Source organism: Bhargavaea sp. GQ12, assembly GCF_059758705.1.
The window spans coordinates 17,703-33,524 of record NZ_JCAXEU010000005.1 but is presented as its reverse complement, the minus strand read 5'-3'; the positions used below and the strand labels follow the sequence as shown (position 1 = coordinate 33,524).

Genomic DNA, 15,822 nt, shown 5'->3' with positions numbered 1-15,822 from the left:
TCCTTTATTTTCCCCGAGCCATATTGACACGCAACGATTTAACCGACACAAAAACAGACGTCACGGTCATAAGTAGATAAAACAATAGATAAGTCACCCATACCGGCCATCTTAAACCCGTCATCCCATAAAGGAACTCTCCGGAATCCGGTGCGAGAAGAGAGGCTGTCAGAACTGCCGGATTAATCGCCGCAAACAGATAAGCGAAAGGTGAGGTGCCCCCCTGACTGAGCGAGGCGAAGAAAACGCTGAGAAAACCGGTTACCGCCAGCAAAGCAAGAACCGAACCGTATGTTGCGATCATCGAGATGATCGTTTTCCTGATCAATGTGGAAAACATGACTCCGAGGCTGCCGACCGCAACCGTCGTCAGCATGAAGTAGAACATGAGCAGAAGCAGCTGTTTGGGTGACACACCGCCGTACAGGAAGACCACACTGTATAGCGGCAGGCTTGAGACCAGCATCAGAACAAGAAAGGCAATTGATGACAGCAGCTTGCCGATGATTATCTGGAACGAGGACTGCGAAGTCGTCAGCAGCATATTGAGTGTCTGCTTTTCCCGCTCCGAACTGATGGAGCCTGCGGTCAGCCCCGGTGTAATGAAAAGGACGAGCACAAGCTGGATGTATGTGAGCATCGTGAACAGCATAAAGCTTTGACCAGGATCCAGATATCCCCCGGATGATCCGTCCTGCGTCATGATGTACATGAAGCCGATAACGAATAGGCTCATCGCGGCAAGGTAGAACAGGATGCCCACAAAGCTTTTCGGCGAGCGGAAACGTAGCTTGATTTCTTTCATCAGAACCGGGTTGGACAGGTGCGCTTTCATGATACCCCGCCCCCTTTCGTCAGTGACAGGAACACATCTTCGAGGTCGGTCTCCTCTTCGGAGAATGAGCGGATTCCGAGGGAGCCTGCAGCGGCCGCTGCAAGCAGTTCCTCCTGGTCCGCCTGTGAACCGCCGAAGGAGAATGTCACCTCACCAGCCTCATCATTCCTCTGCAATGATGATACAAACGGCCTTTCCTCGAAAAATTTGACCGCGGCAGCGGCAGGACCATTCAGCTTTACGGTGATGACCCGGTCCCCTTTCATCATTGAATGAATCTCCCGCACCGATTGCCTGGCCAGCAGCCTTCCCCGGTCGATCACTCCGATTTCGTCGCACATTTCCGCCAGCTCGGGGAGGATGTGGGAGGAGATGAGAATTGTTTTGTCCATGTTCTTCAGCCGCTTCATGATTTCCCGCATTTCTACCCTCGCCCTCGGATCTAGTCCGGAGGCCGGCTCATCGAGGATCAGCACCTTCGGGTCATGGATGAGGCTGCGGGCCAGGCAAAGCCGCTGCTTCATCCCGCGTGACAGGGAATCGACATAGGCATCCTGCTTTTCAGATAGGTTCACCAAGTCGAGAAGCTGCCCGATCAGAATCTTGCGCTCCCCGGCCGGAATGCCGTAGCTGGCCGCGTAAAAGTCCAGGTACTCCTCAGTTTTCAGCTGGTCATACACACCGAAAAAGTCAGGCATGTAGCCGATCAGCCTGCGCACTTCCGCAGGAGAGGTTCGCACGCTGTGCCCTCCGACAAAGGCATCGCCGGAAGTCGGAGGCAGCAGGGTCGCCAGGATTGAGAACGTCGTCGACTTGCCTGCGCCGTTCGCGCCGACAAATCCGAATACACTTCCCTCTCCGATTTCCAGGTTGAGGTCATGAAGCGCTTGGAATGCCCCATATGACTTGGTCAGATTCCTGGTTTTGATCATGGCGACGCCACTCCTTCCAATTCAATTTCCGGCAGCATGGTGTGCCCTCCGTTAGAGGGACTATCGATACGGAATCGGAATTCACCTTCCCGGCCGATATAGTCTTTTGCAGGCTCCAATCCATTTTTGCCGGTTGTAAGCTCTTCAAATTCCCCGGATGACCGATTCAGGATGGAGATGGCGGCGCCCTCCATCACCCGGACATTCAATGAAGTCCAGCCGACTTCCGGTTGCGCATAGGTTTCCGGAACGGACGGCTCATACAGAAACGTCCCCGGCGAGAGATAAAGTTCACCATCCGGATACTGTTCCACAAAGCCGTCATTCTCTTCCGGGGAAACGTGGCCATTGATAGCAGAAGGTGGGATACTGAATGGTCCGGACAGCCGGATCTCGGGATCGAACTGTTGTACGATGACCGAAACCGAACTGTACTCCGGATTTCCTTCCAGACTGACATTGGCAAGCGGAGTGGCGGTATGTCCGATCAGCGCCGGACGCTTTCCATCAAGATTGTAACCTGCAGCCTGGACCATATTACCGGCTCTCTGATCTTCCCGGTTCCCGAAGCTAATTCCTGTATGACCGGATCCTGGTGATGACACTGCCGGGAACAGCACACTGCCCGGAACCTCCACATCGATTTCCACAGTTTCTCCGGCCTCAAGATCGTCGAGCGGGATCAATCCGTCGCCGCTCCAGACAGAGACATCCCTCAGGCGGAACGGAAAGCCATTGGTGAGAGTGCCGGTCAGGCTCCCTCCGGAGACAGAAAGATCAGCCTCCAGACTTCCTGCATCTTGAATACGGGTTTCGCCATGGACCGTGCGGACCGTCCAGAATGGCATGTCCCTGAGTGTGAGCAATGTCCCTTTTGGCGTCTGTTCTGCAACCGCGTGCCCGAAGCTGCCCGTACCGCCGGAAAATGCAGCACTTGCCCCGGCAGCTGAAAGGGTCGTCGGTGACGATGAGGCCACCTCCAGATCCCCTCCCCGATTGGTCAGGATGGATCCCGTATACATCCCGGACAATGTTCCGCTTCCGTCTGAAAAGAACAGGGCCGCCTGTCTGAACTGCGGATGGAACAAGCGGTCTTTTGCACCGTAAGCGAATATCCCAGTCGAGATAAGGACTGCAGCAGCCGGGATAATCCACCAAGCCTGTTCCCGCCGGTCTCTTTTTTTGAGGACATAGTAAAGAACGGGACCCACAAGGATAATATAAAGCATGACTATGAGAATGATGGCCGCCGCAGGAATCCTGAAGGTTTCGAAACGTTCTGTTGCGCTTTGTCCCAGATGAACAAAGTCACTTTCGGGATCACCATGCATGCCGGCATAGGCGGTATTGCTGCCCGGCAGGCCCGCAAGAATCACTCCGATGAACCGGTCGATATCCGGTGCGGAAGCCAGCGGCTCGTCTCCGAATGAAAATGCAGTCTGAACGATACTGCCTGAACCGAATTTCGAGAATGCAGCAAGGACACGGCCTTCCCAGTCCCCCAAGGATTGCGCGCCATCTGTCAATGAAACCTCGAACGCCGGCACGGCAGTTCCGACGCCCGATTCCCGGAATGCCTCAGGTGGAAGTTCAGCACGGCGCTGCAGTTCAAGAGGCAATGCACTGCTGAACACTCCGGCATCCGCAGGGTCATCCGTCATCCCGATGAGGAGTGTCGCCCCTTCCCGGATGCGGCCTGCAATGGCCTCCTGATCAGCCGCTGAGAGCCCGGCCAGCACTCCGTCATCCGCGATGATCAGATCAGCCGCCTCCCATCCGGCCGTATCCGCAGGAAGAGAGGCATCCCGGCCAACCCGGATCACTTCAGTTTCCGGTTTATTCCCGAAGTCCAGATTCCGGAGTCCCGCAAGACGGTCGGCACTTTCGGCAAGAGCAACCGCAAATGAAGTTTCCATATAGTAAAAATTCACATTCGGGCGCCGGTCACCTTTGTATTTAACCTCCCGGCCATTTCTCCAGCTTCCATCAAAAAAGCGGAATTGCTGTTCCGAAAAAGAGTAGGAATTAGCCGAATCGACCGTCATCCTCACCCTTTGCGTCTCACCCGTGCCGATATTCAACCCGATAGCCCTTGCTGTGCCGTTTTCATAAATATTGTTGAAATCAACGACCAGATCGCCCTCGAACGGGTCACCGTCATTGCTGATTTCGATGATGACCGGCATGGCTCTTCCTTCCATCGCCTTCCCGTCTATCCCACCCGTGGCCTTAACGGTCAGTTCAGGGGCAGCAGCAGCGGAACCTGCCCCCATCAGAACGCCCATGGCAACTACGAATAATGCCATCCCCCATTTCATTGCACTCAACTTTCCCATCCCCTTTGATTCAGCTGTTCACTGTGACGTTCCTGCGCACGTCCCGGTTCCTGCTTACTTGACACGCTCAGCGTGTCTGAGCGCAATTTCCTTGAATGCTTCAACCTGTGGCAGGGCTAGAGCCTGCTCATATCCGATCAGCCAAGTGTCCCTGGTCAACTCGAACCGGTCATCCCCATCAGTGAGCGATATCTTATTGACCGGGTCATCATCGCGGAGCGTAATGGAAGGCAGTACAGCATAGCCGATACCATTCACAGCAAGCTGCCGGCACGTCTCAATCTGATCGACGATGATCTGACGGCCCGGGCTGGACTGGAAATGCCGCCGCCACCATTCACGGATTTCCTCGTAATAATCCGAATCGCTCTTAAACTGGACAAACGGCCTTTCCGTATCCGGAATCTCATCGACCGAGCTGATCACTGTATCAACCAGATAAAGATGGTCACGAAACAGATGTACCTTGGCCCCTTTCCAGTCAGAATGGCCCCTGACAATTCCGATATGGGCTTCGCCATCATGAAGGGCCTTCACGATCTCCGAGCTCCAGCCCGTCATCAGGGAGATTTTCGCGTCCGGGTACTCCGTGACAAACTCCTTTAGCACGGCGGGCAGCCATGTCTGCCCAACGATGGAGGCACAGGCTATTTTGAGCGTACCGTGCACTTTATGCACCATGGCCTGGAGGGTTTCTGTTACTTCCTCGTAACGGGAAAGCGTCTCCCGGGCAAACTGGATGACGTGCTCGCCGGCGGGCGTCGGGATCAGCCCTTTGGATGACCGGATGAACAGGGGAGCTCCCCATTCTTTCTCGATCGAACGCAGCCGTTGCGACAATGCAGGCTGCGAGATAAACAGGCGGTCGGACGCTTTCCGCATATTCCCTTCTTCCGCCAGCGTTTTGATAACATTAAATTCATTCACGTTCATCTTCTTTCATTCCTCCTATGGACCGGCCAAACTTCCTTTGTTTCTTTATTCCCCATTAACAGGCGGAGCACCTCCGGTTTTCGCATAAACATTCTCCGGAACAAATACATGTCTGGGAAATAAGAACCATAAAAAAAGGTTCCGGATGCGTCCGGAACCGACCGATCAGCGCGGCATCGTATAAACCGCTTTTTTCAGTTTCTTCATCAGTACCCGGCGCGTCATGATTCCGGCAAACATGCCTTCTTCGTCTTCCACGCATAGGAATGGATGATTGATCAGCAGATCAAACACCCGCCTGAACTCTGTATCGATGCCGACGATCGGGATATCCGTCTGCATCAGTTCGTCGACTTTCATTTCGGACAGCCGCTCGTATTCGATCCGTTCCATGCCGAGGATCGACTCGGTGATCATACCCATGCTGAGGAGACCTTTCAGGTGATATCCATGGTCCAGAACCGGTATGGCCGAGTATCCGGTCTTCGTCAGTACAAGCAGCGCATGTTCGGCATTGTTGCCGACCTGGACATGAGCAACTTTTTCGGATGAGATAACATAGTCACGGATGGGCTCGTGAAGAAATTCTGTGTTGTTAACGGAAATCATTGAATCCGACCCCTTTGTCAACCTTTAAAATTTGGATTCCCCATTTCCATCATATCATAACCCGTTACCGGCTGACGAGCTTACAAAAACAGGATGTCCGGGGGAACATCAGCCGGTTCCCGGACATCCTGTATGTGTTCAGTATGTGAATGCATAATAAAAAATGACTATGGTAATGAACACCGTCGCGACTCCGATCACAATCAGAATCGGATTAAGCGAATACGGATGGTCCCTGATCTCATCCCGGATCATATCTTCGCCGTTTTCAGTTTGCGCCACAGTCCTGTCCATTCTCCTGACCGATGCGAGCCCGATGGCGACAATAAGCAGAATCACCGCAATTGTCGGCCATAACCAAATATCCATTCTGCAGCCTCCTTCCCGTTTTCCGTTAACCTGTGCGCTTTAAGGCCGATTCATTCGCATCTGTGAATTCCAGCCCGGACATGGTAGGATGAATGCAAATCCAGGAAATTGAACGGAGGGGAACAGGATGGCTGAAAAGCTATTTGACCGTGACCAGTTGGCAAGTGCCGTCTATATCACGAATAAGCATGCCAAGACGGCGCCTGACAATGACTTTTTATACAAACTGAAAAAGGAAACACTCGAAAAGATGATGCAGGACGGTCTGGCAAAAAAGGTCGGGCTTCAGTTCGTCCGGAACCCGAAGTTCAGTCAGAAACAGTCGGCGGTTCTGATCACTTGCGGTGAGTTCCATTTCCATCTGCCGGCATCCAGAGAAGAGTTGAAGTCACTTCCCCATCTTGGCGAACCGGATCCCGAGTACCGGAATCCGAAAGTCAGGCTCGGTCTAAAGGCTGCCAAGCAGATTCTCCAGGACTATACCGGCCTCAAACCCGACGATACCGCCAAGACACCGTCCGGCAGACCTGACCTCGGGCCTGGATCACTGTCCCGGTATGGAAAACAGGATCCCGGAAAACAATCACCTGCCGGTCGCAGAAAGCAAAAACCCTCCCCGTCAAGCCACCGTTCCTGGTTTGACCAGTGAACCGCCTTCTACAGATATAGCTTGTACAATGCTTGAGTCCCTTCATCTTCCGAGCCCGTCTCGGCAAGTGCCGTGTACATCCGCTCCGCCAGCGCCACTCCCGGAAGCTCCAGACCCATTGACTTTGACTCATCAAGGGCGATCCTCAGATCTTTCAGGAAATGCTTGATGTAAAAACCGGGGGCAAAATCACCTTTAAGCATCCGTGGTGCCAGATTGCTGAGCGTCCAGGAACCCGCCGCGCCTGCCGAGATCGACTTGAGCACAAGCTCAGGGTCGAGTCCGGACTTCACAGCATAAGCCAACGCTTCGCAGACACCGATCATACTCGTGGCAATGACGACCTGGTTAGACATTTTCACATGTTGACCGGAACCGGCAGGCCCGTGGTGCACAATATTTTGTCCAACCTTTTCAAGCAGCGGAAGAATTTCGCTGAATGCTTTTTCAGGTCCTCCGCACATAATGGAGAGCGTCGCATTCCGCGCGCCGACATCGCCGCCTGAAACCGGGGCATCGACAGCCGAGCAGCCTGCCGACTCTGCCTGTTCCGCTATACGTACGGCAAGCTGTGGTGAGGAAGTTGTAAAATCGATCAGGACCGCTCCGCTGCCGGCCGTGCTGAAAATCCCCTGTTCCCCGAAATACACTTCTTCCACATCTTTCGGATAGCCGACCATCGTCATGATGACTTCTGCCCCGTCTGCCGCTTCCGCGGGACTTGCGGCCCAATGCGCTCCTTTTTGGATAAGTGCTTCCGCCTTTTCCCTGGTTCTCGTATAAATGGTGAGGCTGTGCCCGGCGTCCATCAGATGGCCTGCCATCGGCCCTCCCATGACCCCTGCGCCGATAAATGCAATCTTCTTCCCATTTTTCATTCGAATCCCCCCATTCTTTTCTCCATTGTAGCAAATCGGAGCAAAAAAAAGGGACGGTTCGCCAGGCGAACCGTCCAAGTAAAGGGGGAAATGAGAATGTTGCTGTGTTCAAATGTAATATATCCTGATTTTGGGCGCTCTAAACATCAAAAAATGGTTTTTTTGTTTTTCCCGAAAGATTTCTTTCATGACGGCCTTCATTTCCAGGCGAGTAAAGATTCAGCAGTTCATCCAACTGCCGGCTAAGCCGTACTGTATCCGGGTGAACACGCCCTTTTTCCGCCGCGCTTCCGGACATCCGTTCCCGCATCTTTTCAATCTGCTCGTCTATGGACAGTTTCATAGAACCTCCCTTGTCGGGTCAGTATCGTCAGAAAAACAACTAAAAATTCTTTACTCAAAAGAGAATTTAAGGCAAACTGTTGTTAAATCTACCGGAAGGGGCGTTACGGATGCAAATTGCCGAAGTGGGAAACATCATTGAGTTCAAAGATGGACTTCAGGGTATAGTAGAGAAGGTCAATGAAAACTCGGTCATCGTCGACCTGACGTTCATGGAGAATTTCAAACAACTGGAAATCGAAGAAAAAACCGTGGTCAACCATAAACGCTATAAGATATTGTACGGCAGCAACGACTGATCCGATACATAGGCTACGTACAGATTTTCCGGACAGCCGGGTTTTCTGACCAAGTAAAAGGAGGATCTGCAATCATGCAACGTAAGTGGAAACATGCGACTTTATCAGCAACGGCCATCCTGCTGCTGGCAGCCTGCGGCACTGCCGAAGAAGCGGACCAGCCGGAGGAAGACACTCAGATGGTGCAGGAAGAAGAAGCAAATCAAAACGGTGATGCCGTCGAGGAGACTGAAACGGAAGACGGACAGCCAGCCGAAGAAGAAGAATCTCCAGAAGAAGCGGATTCGGCCGAAAAGCCTGCAGAAGACGAGGAATCTGCAGAAGAATCTTCTCCAGGTGAACAGGCGGAACAACGGGGCCCAGAGCGGGAACTGACCTACCAGTCCGGAGGCGAGCAGCAGACCTCCCAGGCGAAGCTGACCGAAAGTGATGTCATGGACTTCTCCCTCTATGTTCTGGATGGCTATCAGCTGACCTCAGAAGAGCCGAACAAGGACGTTCTTTATTGGAATGAAGACGAGCAGGTCTTCATGAGGATCGAAGTATTCGGTACCGATGCCGACTATGCGATGCTCACCGAGCAGATGATCGGCTCCCTTGAATTTGACGGTGGAGAAGCAAAAGATGTATCCGATGAGTACAATCTCGCCGAAGCTGACGGCATAGAAGAATTGGTGCTCAGACAATTGGAAAACGGAGAAGGCCTTACTACAGGGGCTGTGTTCAAGAAAGACGGCATGACAGTCCGCCTTACAGTCTTCGACAAGCCGGAAGCCGACCAAACAGATGCCCTTCTTTCCATGGGCGCCACCATTGGACAAAAATAAATCAGGCAGTAAGAAAAAAGACCGGAAATCCGGTCTTTTTTTCTGTGAGTTTGTGATTATTTGGAAAGATCCTTAATGGATAGGCCGAGTTTCTTGAGCAGTTCGATTGCCGTGTCCTTCTCTTCAGCACTGAGCGCTCCCAACAGTTCATGGAGATTCTGCTCATGAACAGGGAAAATCCTGTCGAGCAGTTCCCTGCCTTCCTTTGTGATATCAACAAAAGTCACGCGCCGGTCCGTTTCACAGGTTGTCCGATCGAGATAGCCCCGTTTCTGCAGTTTGTCGATGACATAAGTCATCGATCCGCTTGCCAGCAGGATCTTGCCACCGATTTTCTGGATCGGCTGCCTGCCCCTGTGATAGAGAAGTTCGAGCACCGCGAATTCAGTCGGATTAAGTCCATACTCTCCAAAAAGCCTGTATGCCCTTTCTGTGATGACCTTATGTGCCCTTGAAAGGACGACAAATAACTTTAATGATTGCTGGCTATCGCTTTCCTTCATCATTTCATCCCCTGCCGAGTTTCTGCTGTATTCATTATAGGACGTATTTCCGGAAAGTGTCAAAGCCGCATGATAAAAAGCTCATTGGATAAGCAAAGCATTATGGTCTTTTTGCTCGACCGCCAGTTTTCCATGGATAGGAAGGAGCAGCTCGAACCGCGTCCCTTTGCCCGGCTCGGATTTGACGAACAGATGCCCGCCCATCGACTCGGCAGTTTCGAGAACAAACGGCAGACCGAGGCCGGTCCCCTCCTTCTTCGTCGTGAAGAACGGCAGAAACACCTGTTTGATCTGTTGATCCGTCATCCCGCTGCCTTCGTCACTAAATGCCACAACGACATGATCCTGATCGTACGGCTCGATGGAAGTGATGAGCGTTGTATGGGGTTCTGAAGCTTCCAGGGCATTTTTGAACAGATTGATAAATGCCTGCTTCATGCGATGCTTTTTCCCCTTGACTGTGACATCAGCATCCAGCTGGACATCCATGAAGATACTGATTTTCCTCGTTAACGCCTGCGGTTCCATAACCATGACAACATCCGCCAGGCAATCGGATAGCTCGAACACCTCATCCTCCTGGTTGGATGGTTTGGACAGTGATAGGAACTCTCCCATCAGAGACTCCATCCTGCTCATTTCACTGTCGATGACGTCTACATAACGTGCTGAATCCTGATCAGTGGTCAGCTTCAGCAGTTCTGTGAAACCTCTGACAGATGTCATGGCATTTTTAAGTTCATGGGCGATGCTGGCAGCCAGCTGACCTACGGCGGAGAGTGATCCGCTATGCTCCATTTGCTGCTTCAAAATCACTTTTTCAGTATCGTCTCTGATCAAAGCGACATATAGCTCTTCCTTAGAATCGAAGTAAACAAAAACATGATAAAAACGCTCTTCTTCGTCTGCTGATACGAACCGGTATTTGAACTCCGCTTTTCCGTTATTCTCAATGCCTGTCTGGACGATTCCAACTTCATTTTCTGTGATTCCCACCTTGAGCAATTCTTTGTATGAGCATCCGATCAGCTCATCCGGTTTCAGACCGAAAAAGTACTCAACGCGTTCATTGACATCTTGGATGAGTCCATCTGTTCCGAGCACAAAATAACAGTTCACTTCATGATGAAAAATACTGTGATAGGCACGAGCATCCTTTTTGACATCAGAGGTTTTGGGTTTTTCCATCTTGAAACGGAGAATCATTTCATTGGAATGCCTGAAAACTGTTCCGATGACTTCAATATCAGGATATATATGACCTTCATTTTCCAAAGCAAAACGGGACGTCACTTTTTTTCCAGGATTAACCTGCTCAATAAAGGTTGTCCATCCGTCCAATTGGCCGTTTTGCAGCACTTGATCCATCATGCTCCCGGGTGTAAGGCCAAGCAGACTGACAGCTTTGGGATTGGACCGCAGGCATTCATTTTTCCGATTGACCATCACAACTGCATCTTCGGTTTCGTCGAACAGGAAATCGATTGTTTCCATGATAGAATTTTGCGGCATGTCCCACACCAGCCTTTCCGTTTTGGACTAGCTTATGGAAACCAGATTAGAAATATGACTTGGCAAGTCTGACCAATCAAGAAGTTTTATTCTGATTATTCCATATTTTTACCGTTCACAATATAAGACTATTTACTCATATTCAGCCGGTGGGGTCAAGGTTTGCCGTTTACATTTATTCGGAGACCTTTTCATGCTTATTCGCTATTTTTCGAGTGATCAACCGATAATGACCCGCTCTTTAGGATATCTGTAATTCAATTTCTGCGGTTTACCTCCCAATGTGAAAAGGAATGAAATCAGGCCGACCCTTCCGACAAACATGAGGAACATGATGATCGACTTGCCTACAACACTCAGATCTTCAGTGATGCCCAAAGACATGCCGCAGGTCCCGAAGGCAGAAGTAATTTCAAATATCAGTGCGGTCAGCGGAATGCCATCTTCCGTAATGGACATGATCATCACTGACAGGAGTACCAGAAGGCCGGCAATGAGAACCACTGCATACGACCGGTATACATCAATGAGTTTGATCTCCCTGCCGAAAATCTGAATGATGTCCTTGCCCCTTGCGAAGTTGATGAGAAACAGGACCGCAATTGCGAAAGTAGTGGTGCGGATCCCCCCTCCCACCGAACTGGGAGATGCCCCGATAAACATGAGGAAGCTGATGAACACTTCTGTCGCTTCACTGAACTGTGTGATATCCATTGTAGTCAATCCGCCGGAACGGGCCGAAACCGAGTGGAACATTGCGGCAAAGAGCGCTTCATGCCACTGCATCCCCCGGAACGAATGGAAAGACTCGATCAAAAGGATAACAACCGTCCCGGCAACCAAAAGAATACCGAATGTAGCCGTGGTGATTTTGGCGAACAGCGTGAACCGGAATGAAGGCTCTTTATTTGTCAGGAAACGCTTCACTTCAATCAGAACAGGAAAACCGATCGCACCGAGAATGATCAGCGCCATTGTCACAAGCTGGACGAAATAGTCATTGAAATAGGGAAACATCGAATCGCTGCCGATCATGAAGCCGGCATTGGTCGTAGCCGTGACCGAATGGAACATCCCGTTCAGAAGGGCATCCCTAAACGATTCATAGTATTTAGTGAAATAGAGCGTCAGGATACTTCCGCCGACCAGTTCGATGAGAATCATGATCTTCATAATCTCCCGAATCAACTTGACCGCCCCGGCCATGCTGTACTGATTGTGGTCGACCATGATCAATTGCCTTTCCCGCAACCCGATCCTTCTTCTGATCAGCAGCCAGAAAAAAGTACCGATCGACATGACCCCGATCCCTCCGAAGTGGAGAACGACCATGAACATGACAATGCCAAATGTCGTATAGGTGGCACTCAGATCGATTACGGAAAGCCCGGTCACGCTCACTGCACTCACAGCCGTGAACAAACTGTCTATAAAGCTGATTTCAACTTCTGGCCGATGAACACCAGGAAGGTTCAGCAATATGGCCGAAATGGTGATTGCAAAAAAGTAGTAAATGACAAGGACGCGGGCAGGTGTCAATTTTTGATTTCTGATCCTGGAAAGCATCTTCTGCCGCCGTGTCAGTTCTTTGTATGCCATAGTGAGCCCATGTCCTTTCTGATGAACCTTGCATGATGTCTCATTTTATAGAAATACGCCAAAAAAAGAAAGGCGGATGGAAACAGCACCGCCTCAGTCGCCGGGACCCTTTCCATTTCCACCTTTCCCGTTTCCGCTGTTGTTATTCTGGTGCCCTCCCTTATCAGGCTGGCCTTTTCCGGGTGATTCCGATCGTCCTGGCACAGGTTTATCCTTGCCGGACGGATTTTCTTCCTTCCCCGGTTTCGGCCCTGAATGGGATGGCGGCGAAGACTGCTTGTCCTGTCCCGCATGGCCGGGAGGAGGGCTTGTTTTGTTTGGGCCTGCGTGAGCCGGAGGATTACCGTTCCCTCCCCGCTCCGCTCCTTTCGGATTTCCGTTGTTGTTCTTGTCAGGATTCCCTTTTTGGGGATGCGGCCTTGTGTTTTCCGGCTTTCCAGGTGTTTGAGGCTTCTTGTATTGCGTATCATTTTCCGAGGGCTTACCGGAAGGCTTTTTCTGTACTTCCGGTTTTTGTTGAATTGGAGGATTTTTTGTTTTCGGCGGCTTTTCCTGTTCCCTGTCCTTAACCGGACGAGGTTCCTTCTTGCTGCCTTCCGCCGGCCGTTCGGAATTGCCGGATGCCGGCTTATGCTTCGCATCAGATTTTGGCGTGTAAGCCGGGTCCGGTGTTCCTTCCTTCCGCTCCGGAGCAGGTGGATCATCAGGAGACATAATTCGGGGCTTGTCCGTTTTTGGATCTGGTTTCTTCTCCTGCTGCGGCGAGAGAGGTGCAGGTTCGCCTGATTTTCTTTCCTGCTGAATCAGGCGGCTGATCGGAATGCCTTTTTCCCGGGACCGCTCAAGCATTTCCGGTTCGGCTTCAGACAAACGCAGGAGCATTCCTTCTTCTCCCGCTGCCCCTTCTATAAACCGAACAGTCCGGTCAAGTGCAGCGGCCAACTTTTCATCGCCTGTCCGGACCGCTGTGACCGCCAGTTCCCCGTCAGTTTCTCCATATTCAGCAAAAATCAGGCTAATCAATTTCGTCACTTCTTTGCCGTTCCAATTTTCGAGCTCCCTGATCAGTGCAGCCCCATCGTCATTGAGGGCGGCCAGTTCCCGGACCTTCCCTTCTTGATCGATGCCGAACTCAACTGACGGATTCACTTCCAGCTGGATAAAGGCAAGTGCCGGTTCTCTGAAAGGCAGGAAAAGTGATGAAAGCACGAGAAGCAAGGCTGCGGCCAGTACTGCAATGGCAGGAATGGACTTTCGGCCTGCTGACTGATACGAACGCTTTTGGGAAAGCAAAGGCGTGACCAGTACTTCGGATCCGACTTCCTGCCCTTCCGCCACTCCCCGGATAAACTGTCCGTCAGGAGTCAGGATGGTCACATTTCCATTATTTTGTTCGACAATGATCCCCCTGGTCTTGTTTATCATTCGGGCATCCATCCTTTTAAATACTCATTGAGCATCGGCAGGTCACTGTCCTTTAATATCACCATGGCAAGAATATACTTACGATGTCGTTCAATCGTTTTTCTGGAGACACCGACCAACTTCTCGAGTTTCCGGATTGGAAGGCGCTTCTTGCGCAGGGTCTCTCGCATCAGTTCTTCGGAGCTGCAGATGATCACAGCAAGATCCATGGCAGTCCTCCTTGCATCCGCATGCTTCGGGGAGACATCTGCCAATTCGCTGAACGAAAGGCCGAATTTATCGAGAAGCTCCGAATACCTTCTGATTTCTTCGCGTCGATCTTCAACCTCACGAGCCTTGGCATATCTTGAGAGGGAAGCGGACTCTTCCGCTGCCGCCGCGGTTTCTTCCCCTATGGCAAGTTGTCCGTTAAGACTGTTCCGGGACTCTTTCCGGAGATGGTCAATCAGCTTTCGCCGGATGACAAGATGAGCGAATGCCATAAAAGAGGCATCCCGGCTGCGGTCATATTTCATGACAGCTTCATGGAAGCCGCCAAGTGCGATACTGTATTCATCATCATGTTCATCGATATAACGGTTGCACGCCAAGTAGGCTGCTTTTTTCAGAAAGGGGGAATAAGCACGGAGAAGTCCATCCAGTTCTTCGCCCGAGCCGTTCTGGGCAAGAAGAACTCGATTTTCCACATCCGCGGTTTCACCACTTCTCCGATTCATGAATCCGTTGAAAGCCGTGATTAACACGATTGACCTCTCCTGACCCTGGTTTCGATAAACTGATTGTATCGGCAATCCCGGTATTTGGAAAGAGGTCATTCCTTGTCCTTCATATTATTCGACAACTACCGGTGCTTTAGGGGGTGGATTTCCGGTGGATGAATGCATATAAAAGAGACTGCCGGGTTGGCAGTCTCTTTTAAAGTCAATCCTGTTTTTTTCGGTCGTTTCTGAGCCCGATGAGAACACCGACTACTGCGATAAGCAGCAATACCGACCAGAAGGTTGTTTTCCATATTGTCGAGTGCGGGAAATCCGGATCGATAATCTGCAGTTCCGGGTGGCCGAGTGTCAGAACGAGAAGTTTGACCCCGACCCAGCCGACAATTGCGAAAGCGGCTCCCTCGAGCGCCGGATAGCGATCCAGCAGACGGACGAACCATGTCGCGGCAAATCGCATGATGATCAGACCGATCAGTCCCCCGAAGAACATGACCGCAAACTGTCCGCCGTTGATGCCGCCGATGTCAAAGTCGCCGAGTTCAGGCAATGTGATTGCGATGGCTACCGCAGCCAGCATCGAGTCGATGGCAAACGCAATATCCGCCAGTTCGACTTTCAGGACGGTCATCCAGAAGCCGGACTGTTTTTTCGGCTCCTTGAGATTATCCTCGTCCTCACCGTGCTTCTTCCTCATATCGTAAAGATTCTTGAAGGCGATAAAGAGCAGGTACGCTGCACCAAGCGCCTGGATCTGCCAGACATCGACGAGAATAGTGATCATGAAAAGTGCTGCAAAGCGGAAGACGAATGCTCCCAAAAGCCCATAGAAAAGGGCTTTTTTCCGCTGTTTCAGCGGCAAGTGCTTGACCATGACCGCCATGACTACCGCGTTATCAGCAGCCAGCAGCCCCTCCAAGACAACTAGGACGACAAGCACCCATGCATATTCGAGTAAAATAGCTTCCAAATTCATTTCCTCCTTTTTTGGAAAACAAAAAGACCTTTACCCCGAAAAAAGGGCAAAGGTCTTGCTAAGCCCTCATCCGGTAATTCCC

16 protein-coding genes and 1 pseudogene are annotated in these 15,822 nt (G+C 51.3%); 3 read left to right on the top strand and 14 right to left on the bottom strand.

Annotated features, from left to right (window positions below; translation table 11 throughout):
- Nucleotides 1-4: 4 nt before the first annotated feature.
- From AC6CHQ_RS06160 to AC6CHQ_RS06135, 6 genes are all read right to left on the bottom strand, one after another.
- Nucleotides 5-835: an ABC transporter permease gene (locus AC6CHQ_RS06160; protein WP_251239062.1), complete on the bottom strand. Its 831-nt coding sequence runs from the start codon at nucleotides 833-835 to the stop codon at nucleotides 5-7.
- Nucleotides 832-1,767, bottom strand: coding sequence for an ABC transporter ATP-binding protein (locus AC6CHQ_RS06155; RefSeq protein ID WP_251239061.1), 936 nt, complete (start codon nucleotides 1,765-1,767; stop codon nucleotides 832-834). The genes AC6CHQ_RS06160 and AC6CHQ_RS06155 overlap by 4 nt, the downstream gene beginning before the upstream one ends.
- The gene (locus tag AC6CHQ_RS06150) at nucleotides 1,764-4,085 is read right to left on the bottom strand and encodes a DUF8725 domain-containing protein (RefSeq protein WP_498081187.1); all 2,322 of its coding nucleotides are present in this window, start codon (nucleotides 4,083-4,085) and stop codon (nucleotides 1,764-1,766) included. The genes AC6CHQ_RS06155 and AC6CHQ_RS06150 overlap by 4 nt, the downstream gene beginning before the upstream one ends.
- Nucleotides 4,086-4,157: 72 nt before the next feature.
- Nucleotides 4,158-5,036, bottom strand: coding sequence for a transcriptional regulator CcpC (gene ccpC, locus AC6CHQ_RS06145; protein WP_251239059.1), 879 nt, complete (start codon nucleotides 5,034-5,036; stop codon nucleotides 4,158-4,160).
- A 165-nt stretch (nucleotides 5,037-5,201) separates the two neighbouring features.
- On the bottom strand, nucleotides 5,202-5,645 hold the full coding sequence (gene cbpB / locus AC6CHQ_RS06140) for a cyclic-di-AMP-binding protein CbpB (protein WP_092049264.1): 444 nt from the start codon (nucleotides 5,643-5,645) through the stop codon (nucleotides 5,202-5,204).
- A 138-nt stretch (nucleotides 5,646-5,783) separates the two neighbouring features.
- Nucleotides 5,784-6,014: a hypothetical protein gene (locus AC6CHQ_RS06135; RefSeq protein ID WP_251239058.1), complete on the bottom strand. Its 231-nt coding sequence runs from the start codon at nucleotides 6,012-6,014 to the stop codon at nucleotides 5,784-5,786.
- Between the two features lie 127 nt (nucleotides 6,015-6,141).
- On the opposite strand from AC6CHQ_RS06135, the gene AC6CHQ_RS06130 reads away from it, so the two are divergent.
- Nucleotides 6,142-6,663 (top strand): YkyB family protein, encoded by a 522-nt coding sequence (locus AC6CHQ_RS06130; RefSeq protein WP_498081147.1) that lies wholly within the window; start codon nucleotides 6,142-6,144, stop codon nucleotides 6,661-6,663.
- Nucleotides 6,664-6,671: 8 nt separating this feature from the next.
- Here AC6CHQ_RS06130 and AC6CHQ_RS06125 read toward each other — a convergent pair whose 3' ends face one another.
- Both AC6CHQ_RS06125 and AC6CHQ_RS06120 read right to left on the bottom strand, forming a co-directional pair.
- Nucleotides 6,672-7,541, bottom strand: a complete 870-nt coding sequence (locus tag AC6CHQ_RS06125) for an NAD(P)-dependent oxidoreductase (protein WP_498081146.1) — start codon at nucleotides 7,539-7,541, stop codon at nucleotides 6,672-6,674.
- A gap of 139 nt (nucleotides 7,542-7,680) precedes the next feature.
- On the bottom strand, nucleotides 7,681-7,884 hold the full coding sequence (locus AC6CHQ_RS06120) for an aspartyl-phosphate phosphatase Spo0E family protein (RefSeq protein ID WP_251239055.1): 204 nt from the start codon (nucleotides 7,882-7,884) through the stop codon (nucleotides 7,681-7,683).
- 115 nt (nucleotides 7,885-7,999) lie between these two features.
- On the opposite strand from AC6CHQ_RS06120, the pseudogene AC6CHQ_RS06115 reads away from it, so the two are divergent.
- Both AC6CHQ_RS06115 and AC6CHQ_RS06110 read left to right on the top strand, forming a co-directional pair.
- Nucleotides 8,000-8,182: pseudogene (locus AC6CHQ_RS06115) on the top strand (YkvS family protein); the annotation flags it as partial.
- Between the two features lie 74 nt (nucleotides 8,183-8,256).
- Nucleotides 8,257-9,009 carry a DUF8580 domain-containing lipoprotein gene (locus AC6CHQ_RS06110; RefSeq protein ID WP_498081145.1) on the top strand — a complete coding sequence of 251 codons (753 nt, stop codon included), beginning with the start codon at nucleotides 8,257-8,259 and terminating at the stop codon, nucleotides 9,007-9,009.
- A 56-nt stretch (nucleotides 9,010-9,065) separates the two neighbouring features.
- Here the strand turns inward: AC6CHQ_RS06110 and AC6CHQ_RS06105 are convergent, their stop codons facing one another.
- From AC6CHQ_RS06105 to AC6CHQ_RS06080, 6 genes are all read right to left on the bottom strand, one after another.
- Nucleotides 9,066-9,512 (bottom strand): MarR family winged helix-turn-helix transcriptional regulator, encoded by a 447-nt coding sequence (locus AC6CHQ_RS06105; RefSeq protein ID WP_092050719.1) that lies wholly within the window; start codon nucleotides 9,510-9,512, stop codon nucleotides 9,066-9,068.
- Nucleotides 9,513-9,593: 81 nt separating this feature from the next.
- Nucleotides 9,594-11,024 (bottom strand): ATP-binding protein, encoded by a 1,431-nt coding sequence (locus tag AC6CHQ_RS06100; protein ID WP_498081144.1) that lies wholly within the window; start codon nucleotides 11,022-11,024, stop codon nucleotides 9,594-9,596.
- A gap of 219 nt (nucleotides 11,025-11,243) precedes the next feature.
- Nucleotides 11,244-12,623 (bottom strand): TrkH family potassium uptake protein, encoded by a 1,380-nt coding sequence (locus AC6CHQ_RS06095; protein ID WP_251239051.1) that lies wholly within the window; start codon nucleotides 12,621-12,623, stop codon nucleotides 11,244-11,246.
- 93 nt (nucleotides 12,624-12,716) lie between these two features.
- Complete coding sequence (locus AC6CHQ_RS06090) at nucleotides 12,717-14,048, bottom strand: anti-sigma-I factor RsgI family protein (RefSeq protein WP_498081143.1); 1,332 nt, start codon at nucleotides 14,046-14,048, stop codon at nucleotides 12,717-12,719.
- On the bottom strand, nucleotides 14,045-14,791 hold the full coding sequence (sigI, locus tag AC6CHQ_RS06085) for an RNA polymerase sigma-I factor (protein WP_251239049.1): 747 nt from the start codon (nucleotides 14,789-14,791) through the stop codon (nucleotides 14,045-14,047). Before sigI ends, AC6CHQ_RS06090 begins: the two co-directional genes overlap by 4 nt.
- A 178-nt stretch (nucleotides 14,792-14,969) precedes the next feature.
- Nucleotides 14,970-15,734 (bottom strand): TerC family protein, encoded by a 765-nt coding sequence (locus tag AC6CHQ_RS06080; RefSeq protein WP_251239048.1) that lies wholly within the window; start codon nucleotides 15,732-15,734, stop codon nucleotides 14,970-14,972.
- Between the last annotated feature and the right edge of the window lie 88 nt (nucleotides 15,735-15,822).